General features: G+C 43.9%; 14 protein-coding genes and 3 pseudogenes. All 17 read right to left on the bottom strand.

Annotation, left to right across the window (positions count from 1 at the left end; genetic code table 11):
* Positions 1-138: 138 nt before the first annotated feature.
* Complete coding sequence (locus tag ABCM67_RS10820; RefSeq protein ID WP_001170964.1) at positions 139-1164, bottom strand: AAA family ATPase; 1026 nt, start codon at positions 1162-1164, stop codon at positions 139-141.
* A 154-nt stretch (positions 1165-1318) separates the two neighbouring features.
* A pseudogene (locus tag ABCM67_RS10815) lies at positions 1319-1793 on the bottom strand (sigma-70 family RNA polymerase sigma factor).
* Positions 1794-1876: 83 nt separating this feature from the next.
* Positions 1877-2302, bottom strand: a complete 426-nt coding sequence (locus ABCM67_RS10810) for a sigma-70 family RNA polymerase sigma factor (RefSeq protein WP_000323895.1) — start codon at positions 2300-2302, stop codon at positions 1877-1879.
* Positions 2303-2396: 94 nt separating this feature from the next.
* The gene (locus ABCM67_RS10805; protein WP_342992857.1) at positions 2397-2906 is read right to left on the bottom strand and encodes a sigma-70 family RNA polymerase sigma factor; all 510 of its coding nucleotides are present in this window, start codon (positions 2904-2906) and stop codon (positions 2397-2399) included.
* A gap of 489 nt (positions 2907-3395) precedes the next feature.
* A complete protein-coding gene (locus ABCM67_RS10800; protein ID WP_011528024.1) occupies positions 3396-3569 on the bottom strand; it encodes a cysteine-rich KTR domain-containing protein in 174 nt (57 codons plus the stop codon).
* Between the two features lie 51 nt (positions 3570-3620).
* Positions 3621-5540: a tetracycline resistance ribosomal protection protein Tet(O) gene (gene tet(O), locus ABCM67_RS10795; protein ID WP_000691759.1), complete on the bottom strand. Its 1920-nt coding sequence runs from the start codon at positions 5538-5540 to the stop codon at positions 3621-3623.
* 366 nt (positions 5541-5906) lie between these two features.
* Positions 5907-6281 carry a TnpV protein gene (locus ABCM67_RS10790; RefSeq protein WP_001140406.1) on the bottom strand — a complete coding sequence of 125 codons (375 nt, stop codon included), beginning with the start codon at positions 6279-6281 and terminating at the stop codon, positions 5907-5909.
* A pseudogene (locus ABCM67_RS10785) lies at positions 6262-7023 on the bottom strand (DNA methylase); the annotation flags it as partial. The pseudogene ABCM67_RS10785 and the gene ABCM67_RS10790, both read right to left, overlap by 20 nt.
* A gap of 1 nt (position 7024) precedes the next feature.
* On the bottom strand, positions 7025-7213 hold the full coding sequence (locus tag ABCM67_RS10780) for a transposase (RefSeq protein WP_055173307.1): 189 nt from the start codon (positions 7211-7213) through the stop codon (positions 7025-7027).
* A gap of 118 nt (positions 7214-7331) precedes the next feature.
* Positions 7332-8597 carry a plasmid recombination protein gene (locus ABCM67_RS10775; protein ID WP_142691970.1) on the bottom strand — a complete coding sequence of 422 codons (1266 nt, stop codon included), beginning with the start codon at positions 8595-8597 and terminating at the stop codon, positions 7332-7334.
* Between the two features lie 180 nt (positions 8598-8777).
* On the bottom strand, positions 8778-9794 hold the full coding sequence (locus ABCM67_RS10770; protein WP_226845238.1) for an AAA family ATPase: 1017 nt from the start codon (positions 9792-9794) through the stop codon (positions 8778-8780).
* Complete coding sequence (locus ABCM67_RS10765) at positions 9787-9966, bottom strand: hypothetical protein (RefSeq protein WP_226845240.1); 180 nt, start codon at positions 9964-9966, stop codon at positions 9787-9789. Before ABCM67_RS10765 ends, ABCM67_RS10770 begins: the two co-directional genes overlap by 8 nt.
* A gap of 247 nt (positions 9967-10213) precedes the next feature.
* The gene (locus ABCM67_RS10760; RefSeq protein WP_342992856.1) at positions 10214-10732 is read right to left on the bottom strand and encodes a ClbS/DfsB family four-helix bundle protein; all 519 of its coding nucleotides are present in this window, start codon (positions 10730-10732) and stop codon (positions 10214-10216) included.
* Between the two features lie 174 nt (positions 10733-10906).
* On the bottom strand, positions 10907-11278 hold the full coding sequence (locus ABCM67_RS10755) for a TnpV protein (protein ID WP_004612398.1): 372 nt from the start codon (positions 11276-11278) through the stop codon (positions 10907-10909).
* Positions 11203-13323, bottom strand: coding sequence for a recombinase family protein (locus ABCM67_RS10750; RefSeq protein ID WP_142691972.1), 2121 nt, complete (start codon positions 13321-13323; stop codon positions 11203-11205). The genes ABCM67_RS10755 and ABCM67_RS10750 overlap by 76 nt, the downstream gene beginning before the upstream one ends.
* A gap of 47 nt (positions 13324-13370) precedes the next feature.
* Positions 13371-16550 (bottom strand): annotated as a pseudogene (locus ABCM67_RS10745) (SNF2-related protein); the annotation flags it as partial.
* A 1142-nt stretch (positions 16551-17692) separates the two neighbouring features.
* Positions 17693-18034: a TnpV protein gene (locus ABCM67_RS10740; protein ID WP_118051254.1), complete on the bottom strand. Its 342-nt coding sequence runs from the start codon at positions 18032-18034 to the stop codon at positions 17693-17695.
* Between the last annotated feature and the right edge of the window lie 1047 nt (positions 18035-19081).

The raw sequence follows: 19081 nt of genomic DNA, 5'->3' as shown, positions 1-19081 counted from the left end.
AATCTCACGCCTGCATTTTGCGTTTACGGGGTGTTCTCCCGTAGGGATGACAGCGGCAGGGTATCCTAAAATCACTGTCACCACCGTCACTGCTGTCACCCGCAGGGCAGAGCCGCCAGCTTTACATGGCTTTAAGCGTCAATGACAGTAACAGGGGGGTATCCTAATATCGCTGTCACCACCATCACCGCTGTCACCCGCCCTCCTTGCAAGGGCAATCCGCCTGCCGTCTTTCCTGCGGCTGTACTGGTAGCAGATACGGTTCTCGCTTAAAAATGTGGTGCGGTATTCATTCAGCCATTTCGTAATCACCGTGGGTATGGTTTCCGTTTCCCCCATAGCGGCTAACAGTTCCGTTGCCGTGCCTATCCATTCTTCCTTATCCCTCATAAAATCCACCAACCGAAAAAGGACATCTGGTATCGTTTCTTTCGCAAGCTGCTCCTGCGTTTTCCGCTCCACAAGCTCCCAACGGCAATCACGGAAACGCAGCGTGTATTCCTGATAAGGCGTGTCCCTGCCCGTCACATACAGCTTGGCGGTGTCAGACGCACGTTTCTCCTTTTCCAGAACAAAGGTAGCGTCCGCACTCCCCGTTAATCCTGTCGTCCCAGACACCTTGTTGAACACGTCGCTGTCATTCTGCTTTCGGATGTGGTGTACGACAATGACCGCCAGAGAGTGCCTGTCGGCAAAGTCTTTGATGAGGGAGATGTCCCCATAGTCGCTTGCATAGGCATTGTCTTTTGAAGCTGTACGGACTTTCTGCAAGGTATCAATGACAATGAGCCTGCTGTCTGGGTAATCTTTCAGATAATCTTCAAGCTGCACGATAAGACCGTCTGACAGCTTGCAGCTTGCCACGGCAAAGTGGAGCCGCCCGCTTGCTTCGTCCGTCAAACGAAATAACCTGTCCTGTATGCGGCAGAACGTGTCCTCAAGGCAGAGGTAAAGCACATCGCCCTCCATTGTCGGCATATCCCATAAAGGGATTCCCTGCGACACGCATAAGCATAGCTTCAGCATGAGCCAGCTTTTGCCTATCTTCTGTGAGCCGCAGAACAGCGATAAGCCTGTCGGGATAAGGCTGTCCACCACAAAGGATGGTTTCTCAAGCGGTTCATAAAGGAGCGTTTCGGCGTTGACTGTCTGTAACTTCTGCATGGCTTTCCTCCTTTCGGGCGGTGTCTTTGTTTTCGTTGCACATAGGCGTTGACCTCCTTAAAAATAGATTTACTCCCACGGAAAAAAGTGAGAGTATGTAATGCCGCCAATCCCACACAAATAAAAAACAGATTTCTTTTTCGGGCGGTGTCGGTCACGGTTGGAGATATTTCTTCAATTTCCGCCTTTACTTTCTCCTTTGCAATCGCAACAGATTTCTGTATTGCCGAAGCGGTGCAATGCTCCATAGCGGCGATTTGGTAAAAATTGAACTCATACTCGTAGTAGAGCAGGAAACGCCGCCTTTGTATCTCTGGAAGGCTCCCAACCGCCTTATAGAGCGTTTCATTCCGTTCTTCCTCAACCATGCGTTCATCAAGGCTCTTAGGCACACGCAACGCCCGTCTGTAAAGGGTTTCGTCCCATACCTCGTTAAACTCCCTGTGCCGCTCGTCCCATTAGAAAAGATTCCTGTTCCTGCGCTCCATCTGCCGAAACTCCATAAAGAACTGTTCCGACACTTCCAACTCGTGGGATTTGCCCTGCCCGTCCTTAAAGCTGATAAAATACCTTGTGCCGCTTTCCGTGGATTCCTCCCGAAGCGTGTATGCCTTAACCCTGTATGCCATCCTGTTGTCCTCCTGCAAAAAATGAGTGAGGGGATTTCCATCCCTCACCCAGTAGCCCGCAGGATGGCAGGCTGTTTTAGAAGCTATAAAATTTTCCGCAGCTTCTTCCGCAGATGGTCTAACCTCGCATAGATGGCACCAGTCGTCAAATGCACAAGCGGGGCAATCTCCTTTGTGGAATACCCCTGCATTTTCAGCAGGACGATTTTCAAGGTACGCCCGTCCACCGTGACTAATACTTGATAGAGATTTTCGCTCTCAATCTCTTCCAGTAACTCCGCAACCGTACCCACTTCCGCCTGCCGCTCCCTGCCTGCCATGTCCTCAAGATATTCCGCAACGTCATTCGTCCATCGGTAAAACCGCCTGTTGGAATTGAAGTCTGCCCTGTCCGCCATGCGTATCTGCTCAATGGTCGCTTCATCAACGCCGCACTCACGCAGCAGCTTTTCCTCCGCTTCTTTCCAGATACGCCATTTCCTGTCCTCCCGTCCGTGGTTGTATGCCATTCTTACTTCCTCCAATCAGAATTGATTGAGAGGGCAGAGAAAAGCCCCCTCATCTTCCCAAAGGAAAAAACAAGGGGGCTGAACGCCTTAAATTTTAATTTTCTATTATCTTTCTTAGTTTTATTAGGATTCTGGCTTTGCGTTTGTTTACAACGCTCTGGGTTATGCCCAACCTCGCCCCGACTTCACGCTCGGAAAGTCCGTCAAAAAAGATTGCCTGTATCAGCTCCTGTTCACTATCCGACAGCAAAGGCAGGGCGGCTTTCAGCCTGTCCACCATGACCGCATTGACAACGGTTTCTGCAATGTCCACCGCTTCATCAGTGATAAAGTCCAGAGGATTCCCCTCGCTGTCCGTAAATCCGTCGAGAGATAGCAGTCTATTCCTCGCATCTAATTTTTGCAGGTAACGCCACCGCTCCCTGTCACGGTAGAAGTCCGCATATTGCTCCCTTACGACTTCAAGCAGACAACCTTGGACGGGGATAAACAGCTTGTCCATATATCCCTTGTCGGCTTGCCTGCGGCGGCAGAAATCCGTATAGGACAGTTCCACATAGCCGCCGCTTTCTTTGATATATACTTTTCTTGGTGCGTATTTCACCGCTAATACCTCCAATCTGAATTTTTGAAATGTAAAAATCCAGATGGAGAGGCGGGGAGCGGCAACGCACACCAGAAACAGCCCTGCGGCACTTTCCAACAAAAAACGACAAAAGAAAAACCGCAAAGGCTCTGTGACCTTCACGGTTATGGGAAATACAAATTCTGTTGTATGGAGATTGTACTTCCACTTTCAAGGTGAGAAGTACCGCTGCACTGGCAGAAATTTTTTTAACTGGTTTCCTGCCATTCTCTGATATGCTATGTATTGATAAATTTTACTTCGTATGAGCAGATGAATAACCGCCCGAAAAAAGAACATAAAAAAATCCCTCCAAATTTAAAAACAAATTCAGAGGGTAATTTAGGGTATAACAAAATAACCCACCCGAATATCGTTTTTTTTATTTGGTGAGTTTGTTCTTTCAAATACGAAACAAAAAGAGCCGATGATTCGTGAATTGTTCCACAATTTCATCGGCTCTGCGTCTTAAGCGTCTGGCTCTTTGATGACAGTTATCTTCAAGTTGTCAACTTTAATCAAGCTTTCTTGTCTGCATTTTGGACAATAAAGGGGATAATTCTCCAAAACAGTGTCCTTCCTAATTTTATTACGGGTTTTGCTCCCACAAACAGGACACAATATCCATTCGCATTTCATCATAATTAGTCTCTAATCCTTTCAAATCTCATTTTATATGACTTTTGCAAGCTGTTAAGCTAACTTGTGGAACATATGCCGAACCTTATCTATACGGCTATTCGGGCGGCGGGGTTGGCAAATAAATTTACCAATAGCTGGCTGGTATCCTTTTAACTCTGTCAAGCAGACTCCCTGCCCATTTGTGAAATAAGTTAAATCGTTCCTGTATTCTTGAATACATCTGGCAGGGATTTCTCCTTTCAGAATGACCTCGTCATTCTTTACCTGAGTACTTACAATATCTGCACAATACCTTGGGGCATCATGATACGCCCGTGAGAGATATTCCTGCGGTGCATAAATTTCAAAGTGGAGATATGGCTCTAATAGTTCTGTCCCTGCTTTTTTTAAAGCCTGCTCCAATACGATAGGGGAAAGCAGCCGAAAGTCTGCGGGGGTACTTACAGGACTATAATACAATCCATATTCAAAACAGATTTTACAGTCTGTCACTTTCCATCCATACAGCCCCTGCTCGCAGCCATAAAGAACCCCCTCCATAACCGCATTTTGGAACGATTGGTTTAAATATCCAAGTGAAACTCTGCTTTCATACTGCACTCCGCTTCCAATAGGGAGCGGCTCTATGGACAACCCGACAGAAGCCCAGAAAGGATTTGGCGGGACTTCTATGTGGATGGTATATTCTGCTTTTCTAAGCGGTCTTTCCATATATATAACAGTAGGCTCTTTTATTTCTGCCTCCACATGGTATTTTTCCTCAAGGATGGCACAAATGACTTCCATCTGCACATTCCCCAAAAAAGAAAGTATAATCTCATGCGTTGTAGTATCCACATAATATTTTAAAAGAGGGTCGCCATCTGAAATTTCTGTAAGTGCCCCAAGCAATATTTCCCGCTGTTCAGATTTCTTTACTGCAATCGTTGTTTGGAGCATAGGGAGAGGATTTTCAATAAATTTTCTCTGCGGCAACAGCATTTCGTTCCCCAAAATACTGTTTAGCTGCAAAACATCATTTGGTAAAATTACAATATCACCAGAGCAGGCTGTATCGGATGAATATAATTCACCGTTTGTCGGAACACACATCTCTGTGATTTTTATTTTCTCTTTTTCAGATATTTTAATAACATCCCTCAAATGCAATGTTCCGCTATATATACGCACATAAACAAAACGCCGCCTTTTCTCTGAATATTCAATCTTAAAAACCTGCCCGCATAGTTCAGATTGACCTTCAGGCGTTGATGAATAAAACTTACTGGCAATCACTTCTATAAGCTGCCGAATCCCCAGATTGTTTTTAGCACTTCCGTGATAAACGGGAAATAACGTTCCGTTTTGGAATCTCCTGTTTTCTTCCTGTTCCAGTTCTGACATTTTAAACGGTTTCCCTGACATATATTTCTCTAATAGTTCATCGTTTCCCATAATTACCGCATCCCACTGTTCCATATCGTCATTGTCCGTTACATTTATATGGGGATGCTGCCCAACCTTTTGCTTCACTATAATTTCCGAAGAAAGCTTTGCTTTCATTTCTTGATATACCATTGGCAAATCAATCCCCTCTTGGTCAATTTTATTGATGAAAAAAATTGTCGGAATCTTCATTGTCTGTAGTGCATGAAACAGTATACGGGTCTGTGCCTGTATGCCATCCTTTGCAGAAACTAATAATACTGCTCCGTCTAATACGGATAAAGAACGGTATACTTCCGCCAAAAAATCCATATGGCCTGGCGTATCTATAATGTTGACTTTTACATCCTCCCACTGAAAAGATGTCACTGCTGTCTGGATAGTGATTCCCCTTTGACGCTCCAAATTCATTGTATCTGTCCTTGTTGTGCCTTTATCTACGCTCCCTGGTTCTGCAATTGCACCACTGGTATACAATAAACTCTCCGTTAATGTTGTCTTTCCTGCGTCAACGTGAGCCAGAATGCCTAAGTTAATTATTTTCATGTGATTTTCCTCCTATCAACACCCAAAAAAGGGCATAAAAATACCCAGTGATAAATACTCCTATCACTGGGTAAATAACTCCAATAGCCCCAAAACACTTATATGTTTTCGGGCATATAAAATTACATGATAAAAGTATTCTTAAACTGGGTACAAAAAACTAAGCCCCATATTAAAAGTGAAACGGGACTGCTACTTTTTGTTCCCACTATCAAATTGACAGTTTATTTAAGAATACCTTGCCGCATATTTATTAACTCCTTGTATAATACTGAATCTAATTATATTCCTTAACTCTTTATTTGTCAAGCTGACAAACTAAAGCAGAAAAAGCGGCAGGATTTCCCCCTGCCACTAATCATCTGTTTATGCAAAAATAATTTCCTTTTCCACAATCTCCCTCGCACAAGCCCTTATGTTATTGAGGCATCCTGTCCATTCTAAGGCGTTTTCTGCCTTTAGCTGTTCCGTTATGCCCTGTGCCTGTTTCATACCCTCTATGAGCCTTTCAAAGCGTTCCTGTGCCTGTCTGTCAATGTCGGCAAGGTAAGCGTTAAGTCTGCCGCTTGTAAGAAGATTGGTGTATGTAACTTTGCAGTGATGCTTCAGATAATCCAAATGCCGCTGTCCCCAGATGCCTATCGGCTGTTCTTCTTCGGCGGGTACAGTTAAGCACGGTATTAAATAATCGCCTTGCCTTTCGTATTTGCCGCCCATTTCCTCAAAAATTGTCTTTGCCATTGTCTGTTACCTCCACATTCTTTTTTATTTTGAATGTCCGCAAAATCCGTCCTACATCAGACGGCTTCCACGGACAGTCAAGGTGATGGAGGGCAATGAGCCTGTCCTGTACGTTGGTACCAGCACCGAGTTTTGGAGTGGAACCCATCAGGATTCTCACCTGTCCGGCCCGCACCTTTGCAAACAGTTCCGCTTTCTTTGCCTCCGTGTTGTATTCATGGATAAAAGCAATCTCTTCTTTCAGGATTCCTTTTTCTGTCAGTTTGTTCCGGACATCATCATATACGTTGAAAGTCCCGTCTCCTTTTGGTGTGGACAGGTCACAGAAGATCAGCTGGGTTGTCCGGTCTGCTTTTCCTTCCTCCCATACCTGGAAAGCATTTTCCACACAGGTATTGACCTTGCTTTTTTCGGCATCCGGAAGGAGTTCATTCAAAAGCCTTTGGTCTAACGCACACTTTCTTCCATCGTTGGTAATCTTGAGCATATTATCCTCTGTCGGATTTACCATTCCTGCTCTTACTGATTCTGCACGTTCTGAAAATGCTGCTACCATATCCTGCTGTTCTTCACTTGGCTTCAAGACTTCATTGATAAACTCTGCTTCCGGTACGGGAAGGTTCAGCATATCAGAAGTCTGAATATCTGCAGCTTCCTTAAAAATAGAAATCAGCTCCGGAAGATTGAAAAAACGGGCAAACCGTGTTTTTGCACGATAGCCCGTTCCTTCGGGGTCGAGTTTGTCAAGATACTTTTTGTGGATTTTCTAAATTAAATGATTTGTCCGTAAAGAAATCGCCCAAAACCTCGTGCTTGCAGATGTCTTGAAACACCGTATTCAAAGGCTTTTTGGCACTTTCGGACTGCTTTACATTTACGATGAATGTTGTCTTTCCAATTCGCTGTGAATAAGAATATTTCTGTTCTTTCATATAGTCAGTTCCTCTCTTTCATAAAATTTGATTGCTGGGCATTCACATTAGAGCACCCAGTAACCGCAGATTTTCAATATATCAAGAAGTCATTAAGTCGTGAGTATAATGGAAATGGTTATCTTTCCATACCACGCTTGTTTCTTCGAGCCTTGATACGCTCCTGTCGTTCTTTTTCCCTTGCTTCTTTTTCGGCTCGTTCCTGTGCTTCCTTAAAAGAAAAAAGTTGCTTCACTTTTTCGGTAAAAAGTTTAGCAACTTCGGGGAAATGCTCCAACGCTTGAAGAAAAGGTCTGCACTTTTCTTTCAGTTCGTTGTATTTAGTTTTCATTCTTTCGAGCGCGTTTGCACAGTCAAAATATTTCTGTCGGTAATAGTTGGCACTCTGTTCTAATTCGCTAATTTCCGCACGACTTGTAATGCCCTCTTTGGCAAGGGCAGTAAGCTCAGAATAATCCTCTTTGGAGATTGCCATTTTACCTGTGATTGTTTTCTGCCCCATACGGTCAATCTCGTTATAGGTTTTAGAAACATTACGGGCAGGCTCATATTTTATCTGTTCATGCTGAATGCGCTTCTGCAACTTCTCCAAGCGTTCCTTGTCCTGCTTGATTTGATATTGCAGGGAAGTCAGGTGTTCTGCTGTACTTCCGTATTCGCCACGCTGAAAGCCTTTGAAGCCTTGCTCCGTCATATGGTTAAACAATTCATCTTGCAGAATACTGTATGAAGCTCGGAACATCGGTTTTCCGTTCTTTCTGAGAAGCGGATTGCCTTTTTCGTCGGTCAGCGGAATATCCGATTTCCATTTCTTTGAATGGCTGATTTGATGAACAACTTCCTTAACCGTTCCTCGCAGTTTTTCATCTTTGCAACGCTTGCTCCATAGGATTTCTTTCTCCACCACAGGCAGAACCATAGCGTGAAGATGATAGTGGTACACCTCTTTCCCAAGTTCCTCGGTTGCCGCTATATTGATTTCATCAGCGTGCATTACTGCCGATATTACATTTTCAGCACCGAATTTTTCTTCGATGAAATGGAACGCTTCTTCATAAAACTGCTTTGCGTATTCGTAGCCGCCGTTACGCTCGAAGTACATCGTGTTCACATCAATCACAATTTCATTGAAGATCGTTGCGTCTTTCCTCAACCCACGAAGCGACACCAAACCGTCAGTTTCCATCTGCTTTAATTGTTCCATATAAGTCGGGGCAGTCGGTGTTTTGAAATGCACATTAAATGGTATGCGTTCCTCAATGACATTCATATTTTCATAGGTTTCATTTTTGCGCTCGTTGTGTCTTTCTGCTTTGCTGACATCGGAAGCGGTGTACTTTTTAACCCTTGCACAACTCATATCCGCTTTGTTGTTTTTAGCCATTTTCGTTCTCCTTTCTCGGCAGGGCGAAGCCGTTACACAACATTCTTTGAATGTGTGTAACCCACTATGACACTTTCAGACTTCGTCTGCAAAGATGTCGTGGGCAAGGGTGTTCCCCCTTGACCTCCTTTGATACCTCAATCATAAAATCAGACTGTCCCATCAGCAGACAGTCCGTTTTTATTCTCTCGGTATATCGCCCATCGGCAAAGACCAGTACCACAGAAAACCTTTCTTTCGGGAAATAACTCCTGTGTTCTTCTTTGCCTTTTTGATGGTCGATTTCTTGAACCCTGCGGCTTCAAGTTTTTCTTCACAATCTGAAGAAAGCATTTCTCCGTCTTTCAGCATTTCCATCAGAAATGCTTTCGCCTTGACTTCCTTATCGTTGGGTCTGCCAATTTTCGGGGCAAGGGACTGGAACGCTTCTTCTGCTGTCATTTCCATTTCGGAAATGAAGTCCACACCTTTCTCAGATACTTCAAACAGAATGGCAGAGCCTGTCGGGGCAAGGTTGGATTTTACCTGCACCAAATATCTTTCCGCAGGTACTTCCTTGTTCGGTGTGCGTGTGATTGCAAGAATACTTCTTGCAGCACCCGCAATGTCAATCGAACCATTGGTACGGTAAAGGGGGTTGGTGTCTTTCATCTTGTTCATATGAGCGATAATCACAATCGCACAGCCAGTATCTTTCGCAACCGCTATCAGATGATTAAACTCGGCTCGTGTTTCGTTGGCATTGTTCATCGAACAGATTTCTCCGATATAGGAACTCATCGGGTCAAGAATTAAAAGTTTTGCGTGGTACATCTCAATCGCTTCACGAATACGGTTATCCCCAAAGGATAAAGACTTTTCATCTTCCCTGATGAAGATAAGGTTCTCTCCGTTGCCACCGGCAGAGTTAAAGCGAGGTACTACCGTATCGTCTGCGTCATCTTCCGTTGTCTGATAGATGATAGTCACAGGCTCGTTTTCTTCCGTTTCGGTAAAGGGCAGAGGTTCGCCCTTTGAGAGCAGGGCGGCAACGGAAAGCATTAGCTTGCTTTTTCCATCGCCCGGATCGCCCTGCAACAGCGTAACCTTGCCAAACGGAATATACGGATACCACAGCCATTTCACTTCTTTCGGCTCGATTTCGCTTGCCTTGACAACTTCAAGAGGTACGCTGACAGTCATTTCATTTTCAATCATTTTTATTTGTTCTCCTTTTCGATAAATATTTCGGGCAAAGCACCACGATACAGCGGAAACTCTGCTTACAGTCATTCCTGCATTTTCTGCAAAGTTCGTTGTAGGTAATGCGATTACGGTCATTCAGAAACAATGCCCATTCTTGTTTCCGTTTCTTGCTCATTCTTGGCATATCAATCCACCTTTCCGTTTGAAAATAAAAAAACCACAGGAAAGATACTTGAAACCTTTTTGTGTATCTTTTAGGGGCGAAAATCGGAGAAAATCCCCGTTCTAAGCCTTTCAAAAAATCACACAAGGTATTTGTACTAACCTGTGGTTATGTATGAATTTGTTGGTTTTAGGTAACAAAAAAACACCGTATTGCTACGATGTTTTTCGTTGTTCATATTCTGTCTAAGATACTGGCAAACTGAAATTTATAGTGCTATTCTTTTCCATTTTCTAATCTTAGTTCTAAAGGTTCCGAACGGAGCAACTGTGTTAACATGTATGAACTTGTATACTTCCCAGACCGCTGTTTTGGTTGCTTCATCGGCCCACTTTCTCATATGTGGCTCGAATAATTCTTCGTCACTTAATGAGTCAATCATTTCATAAATCGAATTAATATTCTCATTCAGCATGTCTTTAAGCTCCTGCAACGACAGATGAGCATATGTATCTGTGAACCATTGATATAATTCACCAAGCTGATTCCACTTAAAATCATCGGAAGGAGTTTTGACATGAAGACCTTTGCTTTCATCTGCTTCCCATTTAAGGACGAGCGTTGTCCATCCAACCTGGTAGGCAAGATTTTCTGCCGGAGTTCTGTCAACTTCCTCAACTCTCTTATCTTTTAATGATTCTGGAATAACATCGAATTCTACAATGTACTTTGCAAAACTTTTATTTATCTCGTTTTTAAGTTCATCTTTATTCTCGTATGTTCTCACTAGTCTATCTCCTCAAATTTCGATTTGTCGCTCACAAGCAAAAGTATTGTACCACATCTTTACGAATTTTTCTACCACTTCGATTATACTCACGACTTAATGACTTCTTGAATACTTGCCGAAAAAGAAAAACTGCCATCGGTTTGACAGCAGTTCTTCTTCGGTTGGTATCCGTTAGGAATACACAATATCATTCAATACAATCTCATCGGCACAGGTTCGAATGTTATTCATCAATCCTATCCATCTCATCATATCCGTTGCTTTCAGTTCTTCCGTTACACCCTGCTTCTTTGCCATTTCCTTTATCAGATATTCCGCCATATCACGAGCCGAAGTATCAATTTCGGCAAGGTGTTCATATAACTTTCCGCTTGTCAGCAGATTAAAATATAGCACACGCTTATGTTCCCTCAAATATCGTTGCCGCAATCGACCATATTTTGAAAGGGGAGGACTTTTCTCTACTGTCAGGCAGGGATAATAGTAATCTCCGATGAGTTCGTATCGGATACCTGTTCTTTCGTCTGTAATAAATCTTTGCATAGTTCTTTCTCCTTTTGCTTCTTGTAGTAAAACTCCAAGGTTTTCTTATTGTGATTTACCTTTTTACATTCCTCGGAACAGAATTTCTGCTGACTGTGTGTAGGCCAGTAAGTACTGCCACACACAGCACATACACGCTGACGATAATAATGACTTCCTTTTTCCGCTTCTCTATCGGCTTTTGTCTTATCCTGCCTTGCCTGATAGCAGCAATCCTTTGAACAGAAAATCTGTCGGTTGCTTGTAGGGGTAAACTCTTTCCCACAATGAGGACATACCTTTGTTTTGACGATTTCGCCACCGTTTTCAGCAAGTTTTTTTGCCTTTCGCTTCTCTCGATAGGCTTTTTCACGCTGACGCTGTTTCTCCAATCGCTTCTTTTCTTCCTGTTCTTCCTGCTCTTTTATCTCGGCAAGTTCTTCCTCGGTGTAGGCAATATCGACCTGTCCGACATAATTGAAGTAAATATCAACCTTTTGTGTCTTTGCTTTTCCCACACCCTCGGCTTCATACACCACAATCTTGTCAATGAGTTCGGTAAACATCAAATCAGAAACTTCCGTAGGATTTTTGTACTTGCGTATCAGCGATATAAAATGCTGAATATCCATAGTGCTGTCTTTTTCTTCAGAAAGTTCCTTTTTCATCGTTTCCATTTTCGCTTCCAATTCAGCCTGTTCATCGTCATACTGCTTCATCAGTTGCTTGTATTGTCTTTCGGGTAGCAATCCCGATATAAGATTTTCATACAAGCCACAAATGAGCGTAGAGAGTTCGTCATAGCGTTTCTGACAGCGTTTCAACTCCGATTGATTGTGCTTCGGCTTTTCCTCTTGCTTATCTTTCCAAAGGGATTGCAGTTCCAAAGCAAAGGCTTTTTCATCATTCAGAACAAATCTTGAAAAGCGTTTAACTGCCGATAATATCAAGGCTTCAACATTATCAGCACTAATCGTATGGGAAGTACAGAAATTAACCCTGCTTGCATACCCGCCGCAACGGTAAGAATACTGAACAGAACCGTCTTTCTTGCTATAATGCGTTTGCAAAGTCATTCTCCTGCCACAGTCGGCACAGTACAGATAACCGCTTAATCGGTTGGTATGTGTACCTCTTGCCGCAGCTCTGTTCACTCGTTTCTTTCGCTTCTGAACGCTGTCCCAAAGTTCCTGCGATATGATAGGCTCGTGGGTGTTATAAAACACATACTGCTCATCTTCATCGGTAGTCTTTCTCTTATGCAATTTAAAATTGGTGCTGACCGACTTTCTCAAAACAGTATGTCCAAGATATTCCTGCCTGCTTAAAATCGTTCTAATGGCAGATATGCCCCAAATATAAGGGTCTGCAAACTTAATCCCGTTGTACTGTTCTGGGTGATATTCCTTTGCATATGCGGCAGGAATTAAAACCTTTTCTTCGGTCAGTATTTCCGCTATGGCTCGTGGACTTTTGCCCTCATTGGCAAGCAGAAAGATACGCTTTACCACCTCAGAAGCCACAGGGTCAACAACAAGCGTCTGCTTATCGCTCGGCAATCGGTTATATCCATAAGGGATTGAACCGCTACAACGCTTTCCGTCTTTCATTCGGGCATCAAATACAGCCTTGATTTTATTGCTCGTGTCTTTGGCATAAAATTCGTTCATAATATTCAAAAACGGAGCAAAATCATTATCCGAAGCATTGTTGCTGTCAATGCTGTTGTTGATTGCAAGAAAACGGACATCTTTCTGCGGAAACAGAATTTCCGTATAAAATCCGACTTGCAGATAGTTTCGCCCTAATCGGCTCATATCCTTAACAATCAATGTTCCGACATTGCCTGCTTCAACTTCTTTTATCAAAGACTGAAAGCCTGGGCGATTGAAATTTACACCCGAAAAACCATCGTCAGTAAAATGGCGGATGTTCTCAAAGCCATTTCTACGGGCATAATCTTCGAGGTATTTTTTCTGATTGGTAATGGAATTACTCTCGCCATTCAGGTCATCATCTCTTGATAATCTCTCATAAAGTGCTGTAATCTTTGAAGTCCTTGACATTCTCTTAACCTCCTTCCTTATGTATTTTCAATTTAGGACAGTTAATTTTATCGTCCTATTAAAGTATAGCCCTCCGGTGATAATTCGATTGCGGTTACTGTCTCCCCGAACGTTGCCGCCCAGGAATCAAAGTGTCCCATGCCCATACGCATGAGTGTGTCATACTGGAGATAACGCATGATAGTGTAAAGCTCCGTCATACTGTTCGATACAGGAGTACCTGTAGCAAAGGTGATCCCTCTGCCGCCTGTCAGTTCATCCATATACCGGCATTTCATAAACATATCGGAACTTTTCTGTGCATCCGTCTGTGAGATACCCGCCACATTCCGCATTTTTGTATACAAAAAAAGGTTCTTAAAACTATGGCTTTCATCCACAAACAGCCGGTCTACGCCTAACTGCTCAAAGGTTACTACATCATCCTTTCTGGTCTGGTCATTGAGTTTCTTCATCCTCGCCTGCAAACTCTTCTTTGTTTTTTCCAACTGCTTGATGGTATAATTCTGCCCTGCCTGATGTGCTGCTTCTTCAATGGAGAACGTAATATCTGCAATCTGATCTTCCAGCATGGCAATCTGCTGTTCTCTTGAAAGAGGGATTTTCTCAAACTGCGTATGGCCGATAATCACGGCATCATAATCCCCTGTCGCAATACGGGAACAGAACCGTTTTCGGTTTGCCGGCTCAAAGTCCTTCTTCGTTGCCACCAGGATATTTGCTCCCGGATAGAGACGTAGGAAATCACTGCCCCACTGCTCGGTCAGATGGTTTGGCACGACATAAAGATTCTTTTGTGAGAGTCCCAGCCGTTTTGATTCCATACCGGCTGCGATCATCTGGAACGTCTTCCCTGCTCCTACGCAATGAGCCAGTAACGTATTATTTCCATACAGCACATGAGCCACTGCATTTTTCTGGTGCGGCATCAGGGTGATCTCCGGGTTCATGCCGACAAACTGAATATGGCTTCCATCATATTCCCGTGGACGGATGCTGTTAAATCGTTCATTATAGATCTTACAGAGATCTTCCCGTCGATGCAGGTCTTTAAATATCCACTCCTTAAATTCCTCTTTGATCAGTTCCTGCTTCTGCTGTGCCAGCATTGTTTCCTTCCGGTTTAATTCCCGGTGTTCCCCCTCGGCATCCTGTACCGTGTCATAAATCTTGGTATCTCTAAGGTTTAAGGCATCTTCCAAAAGACGGTAAGCATTGGCTCTCTGTGTTCCATAAGTGGAAGTGACAAGGGCATTTCCGTAGCTGTCCACATTCTTTCCCATAACATTCCATTGTCCGGTCACTTCGGCATACTGGACTTTGACCTTGCTCCCTACATAATATCTTGGTGTATGGAATGTCTCTGCCATAAACCGTGTAATGTAAGCCTCGGAGATCCAGGTTGCCCCAAGTCTTGCCTCAATCTCTGACGCATCCAGATCTTTTGGCTGTACCTGCTCCAAATACTGCACGTTCACCTGATATTCCGGGTGATTTTCTGCAAACTGTTTGGCAATCTGCAGTTTCTCCCTCACATTTCCAGAAAGATATTCGTCCGATGGCTCCCATTTTTCACCGACTGGGTTCTTAAAGATCACCCCTGCCAGTTCTTCTGTAAGCTCTGCTTCTGTTTTCCCGGAAAGCTGTGCCATATAAGAAAGGTCAACGCCTGCCCTCTCACCAATGGAAACCGCAAGTGCTTCACTGGCAGTATCCACGGAAGTTACCGTTTCTGCCCTGCGGATTGTCCTTTTGGTAAAAATATCCGCTTTCCGTTTCAGTTCTCCCTTATCATCCAGAAATTCCAGAGAAGTCAAAAGACAATAGCTGCTGTCCTGACTAAATGCCCTCTTATTGGCATTGCTGCTGATAAGACCATATTTTGCTGTAAAGGTATCGTATTCTTCATTGAGTTTTTCCTGCAGCTTTGTGATCTGCTCATCGCTTCCCTCTTCCATCTGACACCGGATCAGTTCATTCGTAACATCACGGATCTTCACCATCCCTTTGACACGTTCCGCTGTCATTGCCGGAAGCTCCATGCGGTTCATCACAGAATTTTCCCGGTAATAGACTTCCTCATTCACTACGGTAAAACTGAAATTCTTTACATCCGGGTCTGCCGGGATAGAGACAACATCCTCCTCCAGCTCTGTATCCGAAAGTTCCAGTTCCGTGATCGTGCCATGGATATTCTGGACAGCTTCTTTTAATTGTTCTTCTAAGGTAATTCCTTCTTTTGGTTTTACGGTCACTTCCTGCTTTCCATACTGGGTACTTTCTGTAGTAAACTCACCAAGCACCATTTCCGGATGCTCTGCAAAATAAGCATTGACTGAATAGCCTTCCGGTGTTTCCTTTAAATTTAACCATTCCGGTTCCTCAATGGATGCCCTGTCCCTTTTCTGGAAAAACAGAATATCAGAAACAACACTGGTATTGGCATTTCTCTGGAACGCATTATTCGGTAATCGAATGGCTCCAAGCAGTTCTGCCCGGTTTGCGATATACTGTCTCACTGCCGGATTCTGCTTATCCATCGTTCCACTGGAAGTTACTACTGCAACTACGCCGCCCGGACGCACCAGATCAAGGGATTTTGCAATAAAATAATCATGGATCATAAAATGATGCCGGTCATACCTACGGTCACTGACCTGATACGCTCCAAACGGAACATTGCCTATCACACAGTCGAAAAAGCTATCCGGATAACTGGTTTCCTCAAATCCCTGCACGGCAATCTTATTTTTCTGGTAAAGCTGTTTTGCAATCCTGCCCGAAACTGGGTCAAGCTCCACACCGTACATATTAGCTTTGCTCATACTCTCCGGGATCAGTCCCATAAAGTTACCGACTCCACACGATGGTTCCAGGATATTTCCCTGTTTCAGTCCCATGTTTTCCAATGCTTCATACATACTTCGGATCACGGTCGGGGATGTATAAAAAGCATTTAAGGTCGATGCCCTTGCTGCACTGTATTCTTCTGGCGATAAAGTATTCTTTAATTCCAGATACTCATTCACCCAGCTGCTGTTACTCTCCTCAAATGCCTGCGGGATGCCACCCCATCCAACATATCGGGATAAGATTTCCTGTTCTTCGGGTGTTGCCAGACGTTCTTCTTTCTCCAAAGTCTGTAACAAATGGATGGCTTCTATATTTGCCTTATACTTTGCCTTCGGACCGCCAGCACCAAGGTCATTATCCTGGATACGGAAGTTGTGTGGTTCTGTTACAATCTTTTCTACTTCCGGTTTTAAATATGGCTGGAATTCTCCCTCATATCCAAACAGTTCATTTTCTCCGGGAATATAATTGCGTCCGGTTTCCAGGCACCGGAACACATCGGCAGTTGGTGCATTGCTGACTGCATAAAAATCATCATACGAATATTTAGGGAAATCTTCTGTATGATAGGTCGATAAATGCAGTTCTGTATTGGAACGGGTCTGTGCAACCAGATCTTTTCCTTCTATTCCTTCCGGCAATACCCCTACTGCTTCAAAATGATACCCTTGATACTCAAAAACACCTTCATCCCAGGACTCCGCCAGTTTTTCTGCTGTTTTAGCTGTTACCTCTTCTTCTGGTTCTTTCTGTTCCTGTTCCTCAGAAGTTTCTATTATTTCCTGCTCCTGACTCTCTGAAATAGATTCTTCGGCAGTAACCTCTTCCTCTTCTATTTCCTCCACATCTGACATATCTACTACGGTCGGTTCTGTCACTGCCTTTGTATCCAAGAAATCAAACATGGTCATCTGGTGTCCGGATGGTTCCGCAAAAGATGGTTCTGCTTCCGGTGTCGGGAATATCGTATAGGTTCCTTCTGCATACTGGTGGAGTTCCGAAAGAAGTTCTGTTTTCTGCTGGTAGTTTGTCCCATATGCCTCAAAATCCAATGGCAAAGCTGCCAATGCTGCATCCATCTTCTGTAACAGTTCTTCTGTCTGCTCTGGATTCTCTAAAACTGCCACCATTTCTTTTCCTGGTTTTTCCCAGAAGAAGTCCTCCGTAAATGGTCTGTCCACCTCTTCCGGAAGACGGTCATAAAAACGGAGTACCTTATTTGCCATCTGCTCCCGTTCATATTCCGGCATACGAGCATAATCTTCTGCCTGCAGGAACTGGTCATTCTTTATCAGATAATAGATGATCCGGAGCTGGCTGGCTTTCCGGTTTCCTCCTGTCCGTAAGATCTCATCAACAACTTGCTCTGGAATCGGAATTTCTCCGGCATAAAGGGCAGCTGCCTTTTCCTCGATCTTCCGTCTTTGTTCATTTGCGGTGGGATATTCGGGCAAAGATAAAGCAGAGGCGATCTCTTCCTCTGCTTTACTCAATCCATCTTCTCTTGTATCTTCGACTAACTGTATACCAATTCCGTCAAGATGCTCTCTTCCGCTGTTGCCATCAGTGCGTTCATGTGTGCTGTCCATGCCATCGGATCTGCTTCCTTGTCCGGTGCCGGATTCTTCTCCAGTAATTTCTCCATCTGGCTGTCCATTCTCTCCTGTGCTGCTTTCTCGATCTGTTCCAGATGGCTGTTCAGCTTCCCGGTCAGGAACAGGCTCTGATAAAGGCTGTTCTTGTATTCCTTCAGAAATGTCCTCCGCAGCATCCCGTATTTCCCGATCGTCACTTCTTCCTCTTCGACGGTCAGATTCGGAAACAGGTAATCTCCCTTGCGATGATATGTCAGTTCCATAATCGGTTCCTCCTTCATTTTCAATATTTTCTTCTTTTTTCGTTTCTGCATCCTGGTTTTTAATTTCGTGCATTAACGTGGTAAAGTTATTATAATTCCTTTCATTGGAATTTTCAACCTCTTTTCTCGCTTCTTCCAGAGAAATTTTATGTACGGTCTTTCCAATATCAATCAGAATACTCTCACTGAGCTGGCTTGCCGCATTTCCAAGGAAGGTGAGAACTGACAGATGGTTATAATCTGTAATATGCATGAAGTCCTCTTCTTCCAGAAGTTCCATCGGGTCAAGCCCGCATCGCCTGGAAAGCAGATAGTAAACACTGTCTGTTGCCAGCTGACGAAAATCACTGCGGATCGTCACCTCATCCAGATCTTCCAGATAAGTACCTTCTACAGCATATTCCAATCCATCCAGGTATTCCTCCAGATTGTCATTGACCATTTCCCTTGCGACCGCCATCAATGCGTCCTGCAAAGTTGCCGCATCCTTTTCTTCCAGAGCATAGACTTCTGCCAGATGGGTGAGGATCTCTTCTCTCTGGTGTTCCTGCATCTTCCAAAGATATGGGCTTCTGCCTCCGGCTACCATGTGGGTATCCGAAATATCAAACACATAACGAAGTTTGGTATTCTGCCAGGTTTCATCAAACAAGGCAATTCCTCTTGCACCACGATTTACCCAGCGTAACATCTTTTCATTCCATAGTTCCAGTGATGCACAGGCTGTTGCGTCTGGACGCTGTGCATGGATCAGAAGCTGGTCTGAAAAAGAATAACGATATAACCTTGATGCTGTGTCCATATAATCCATCCAATCCCCTGGCGAACTGCTCACTGATACGGCATGTTCCTGCACCAAGTTTCGGATGTCCTGTAGTTTAGACATTAAACTTCCCTCCTATCAATAAAAAAACAGCCCACTCTTTTTTAGAATTGGCTGCATAAAATGTACTTTACTTTTCGGAGAGAAAATGCTATATTCTAATTGAAAAGAGTAACCGCCCACAAGGTGGATGCTCCTGGATTAGGTTTTAATTTATTTTGCTC

Origin of the sequence: Blautia sp. 2227st1_G12_2227SCRN_220401 (assembly GCF_039062885.1) — a bacterium.
Classification (GTDB): domain Bacteria; phylum Bacillota; class Clostridia; order Lachnospirales; family Lachnospiraceae; genus Blautia_A; species Blautia_A fusiformis.
This window is presented reverse-complemented; position numbering and strand designations above follow the sequence as displayed.

Bases quoted from the DNA above. Each gene is read 5' to 3' on its own strand.
- ABCM67_RS10820 (WP_001170964.1), bottom strand. From the start codon at position 1,164: ATGCAGAAGTTACAGACAGTCAACGCCGAAACGCTCCTTTATGAACCG.
- ABCM67_RS10810 (WP_000323895.1), bottom strand. From the start codon at position 2,302: ATGGCATACAACCACGGACGGGAGGACAGGAAATGGCGTATCTGGAAA.
- ABCM67_RS10800 (WP_011528024.1), bottom strand. From the start codon at position 3,569: ATGATGAAATGCGAATGGATATTGTGTCCTGTTTGTGGGAGCAAAACC.
- ABCM67_RS10790 (WP_001140406.1), bottom strand. From the start codon at position 6,281: ATGGCAAAGACAATTTTTGAGGAAATGGGCGGCAAATACGAAAGGCAA.
- ABCM67_RS10780 (WP_055173307.1), bottom strand. From the start codon at position 7,213: ATGAAAGAACAGAAATATTCTTATTCACAGCGAATTGGAAAGACAACA.
- ABCM67_RS10775 (WP_142691970.1), bottom strand. From the start codon at position 8,597: ATGGCTAAAAACAACAAAGCGGATATGAGTTGTGCAAGGGTTAAAAAG.
- ABCM67_RS10770 (WP_226845238.1), bottom strand. From the start codon at position 9,794: ATGATTGAAAATGAAATGACTGTCAGCGTACCTCTTGAAGTTGTCAAG.
- ABCM67_RS10765 (WP_226845240.1), bottom strand. From the start codon at position 9,966: ATGCCAAGAATGAGCAAGAAACGGAAACAAGAATGGGCATTGTTTCTG.
- ABCM67_RS10755 (WP_004612398.1), bottom strand. From the start codon at position 11,278: ATGCAAAGATTTATTACAGACGAAAGAACAGGTATCCGATACGAACTC.
- ABCM67_RS10750 (WP_142691972.1), bottom strand. From the start codon at position 13,323: ATGTCAAGGACTTCAAAGATTACAGCACTTTATGAGAGATTATCAAGA.
- ABCM67_RS10740 (WP_118051254.1), bottom strand. From the start codon at position 18,034: ATGGAACTGACATATCATCGCAAGGGAGATTACCTGTTTCCGAATCTG.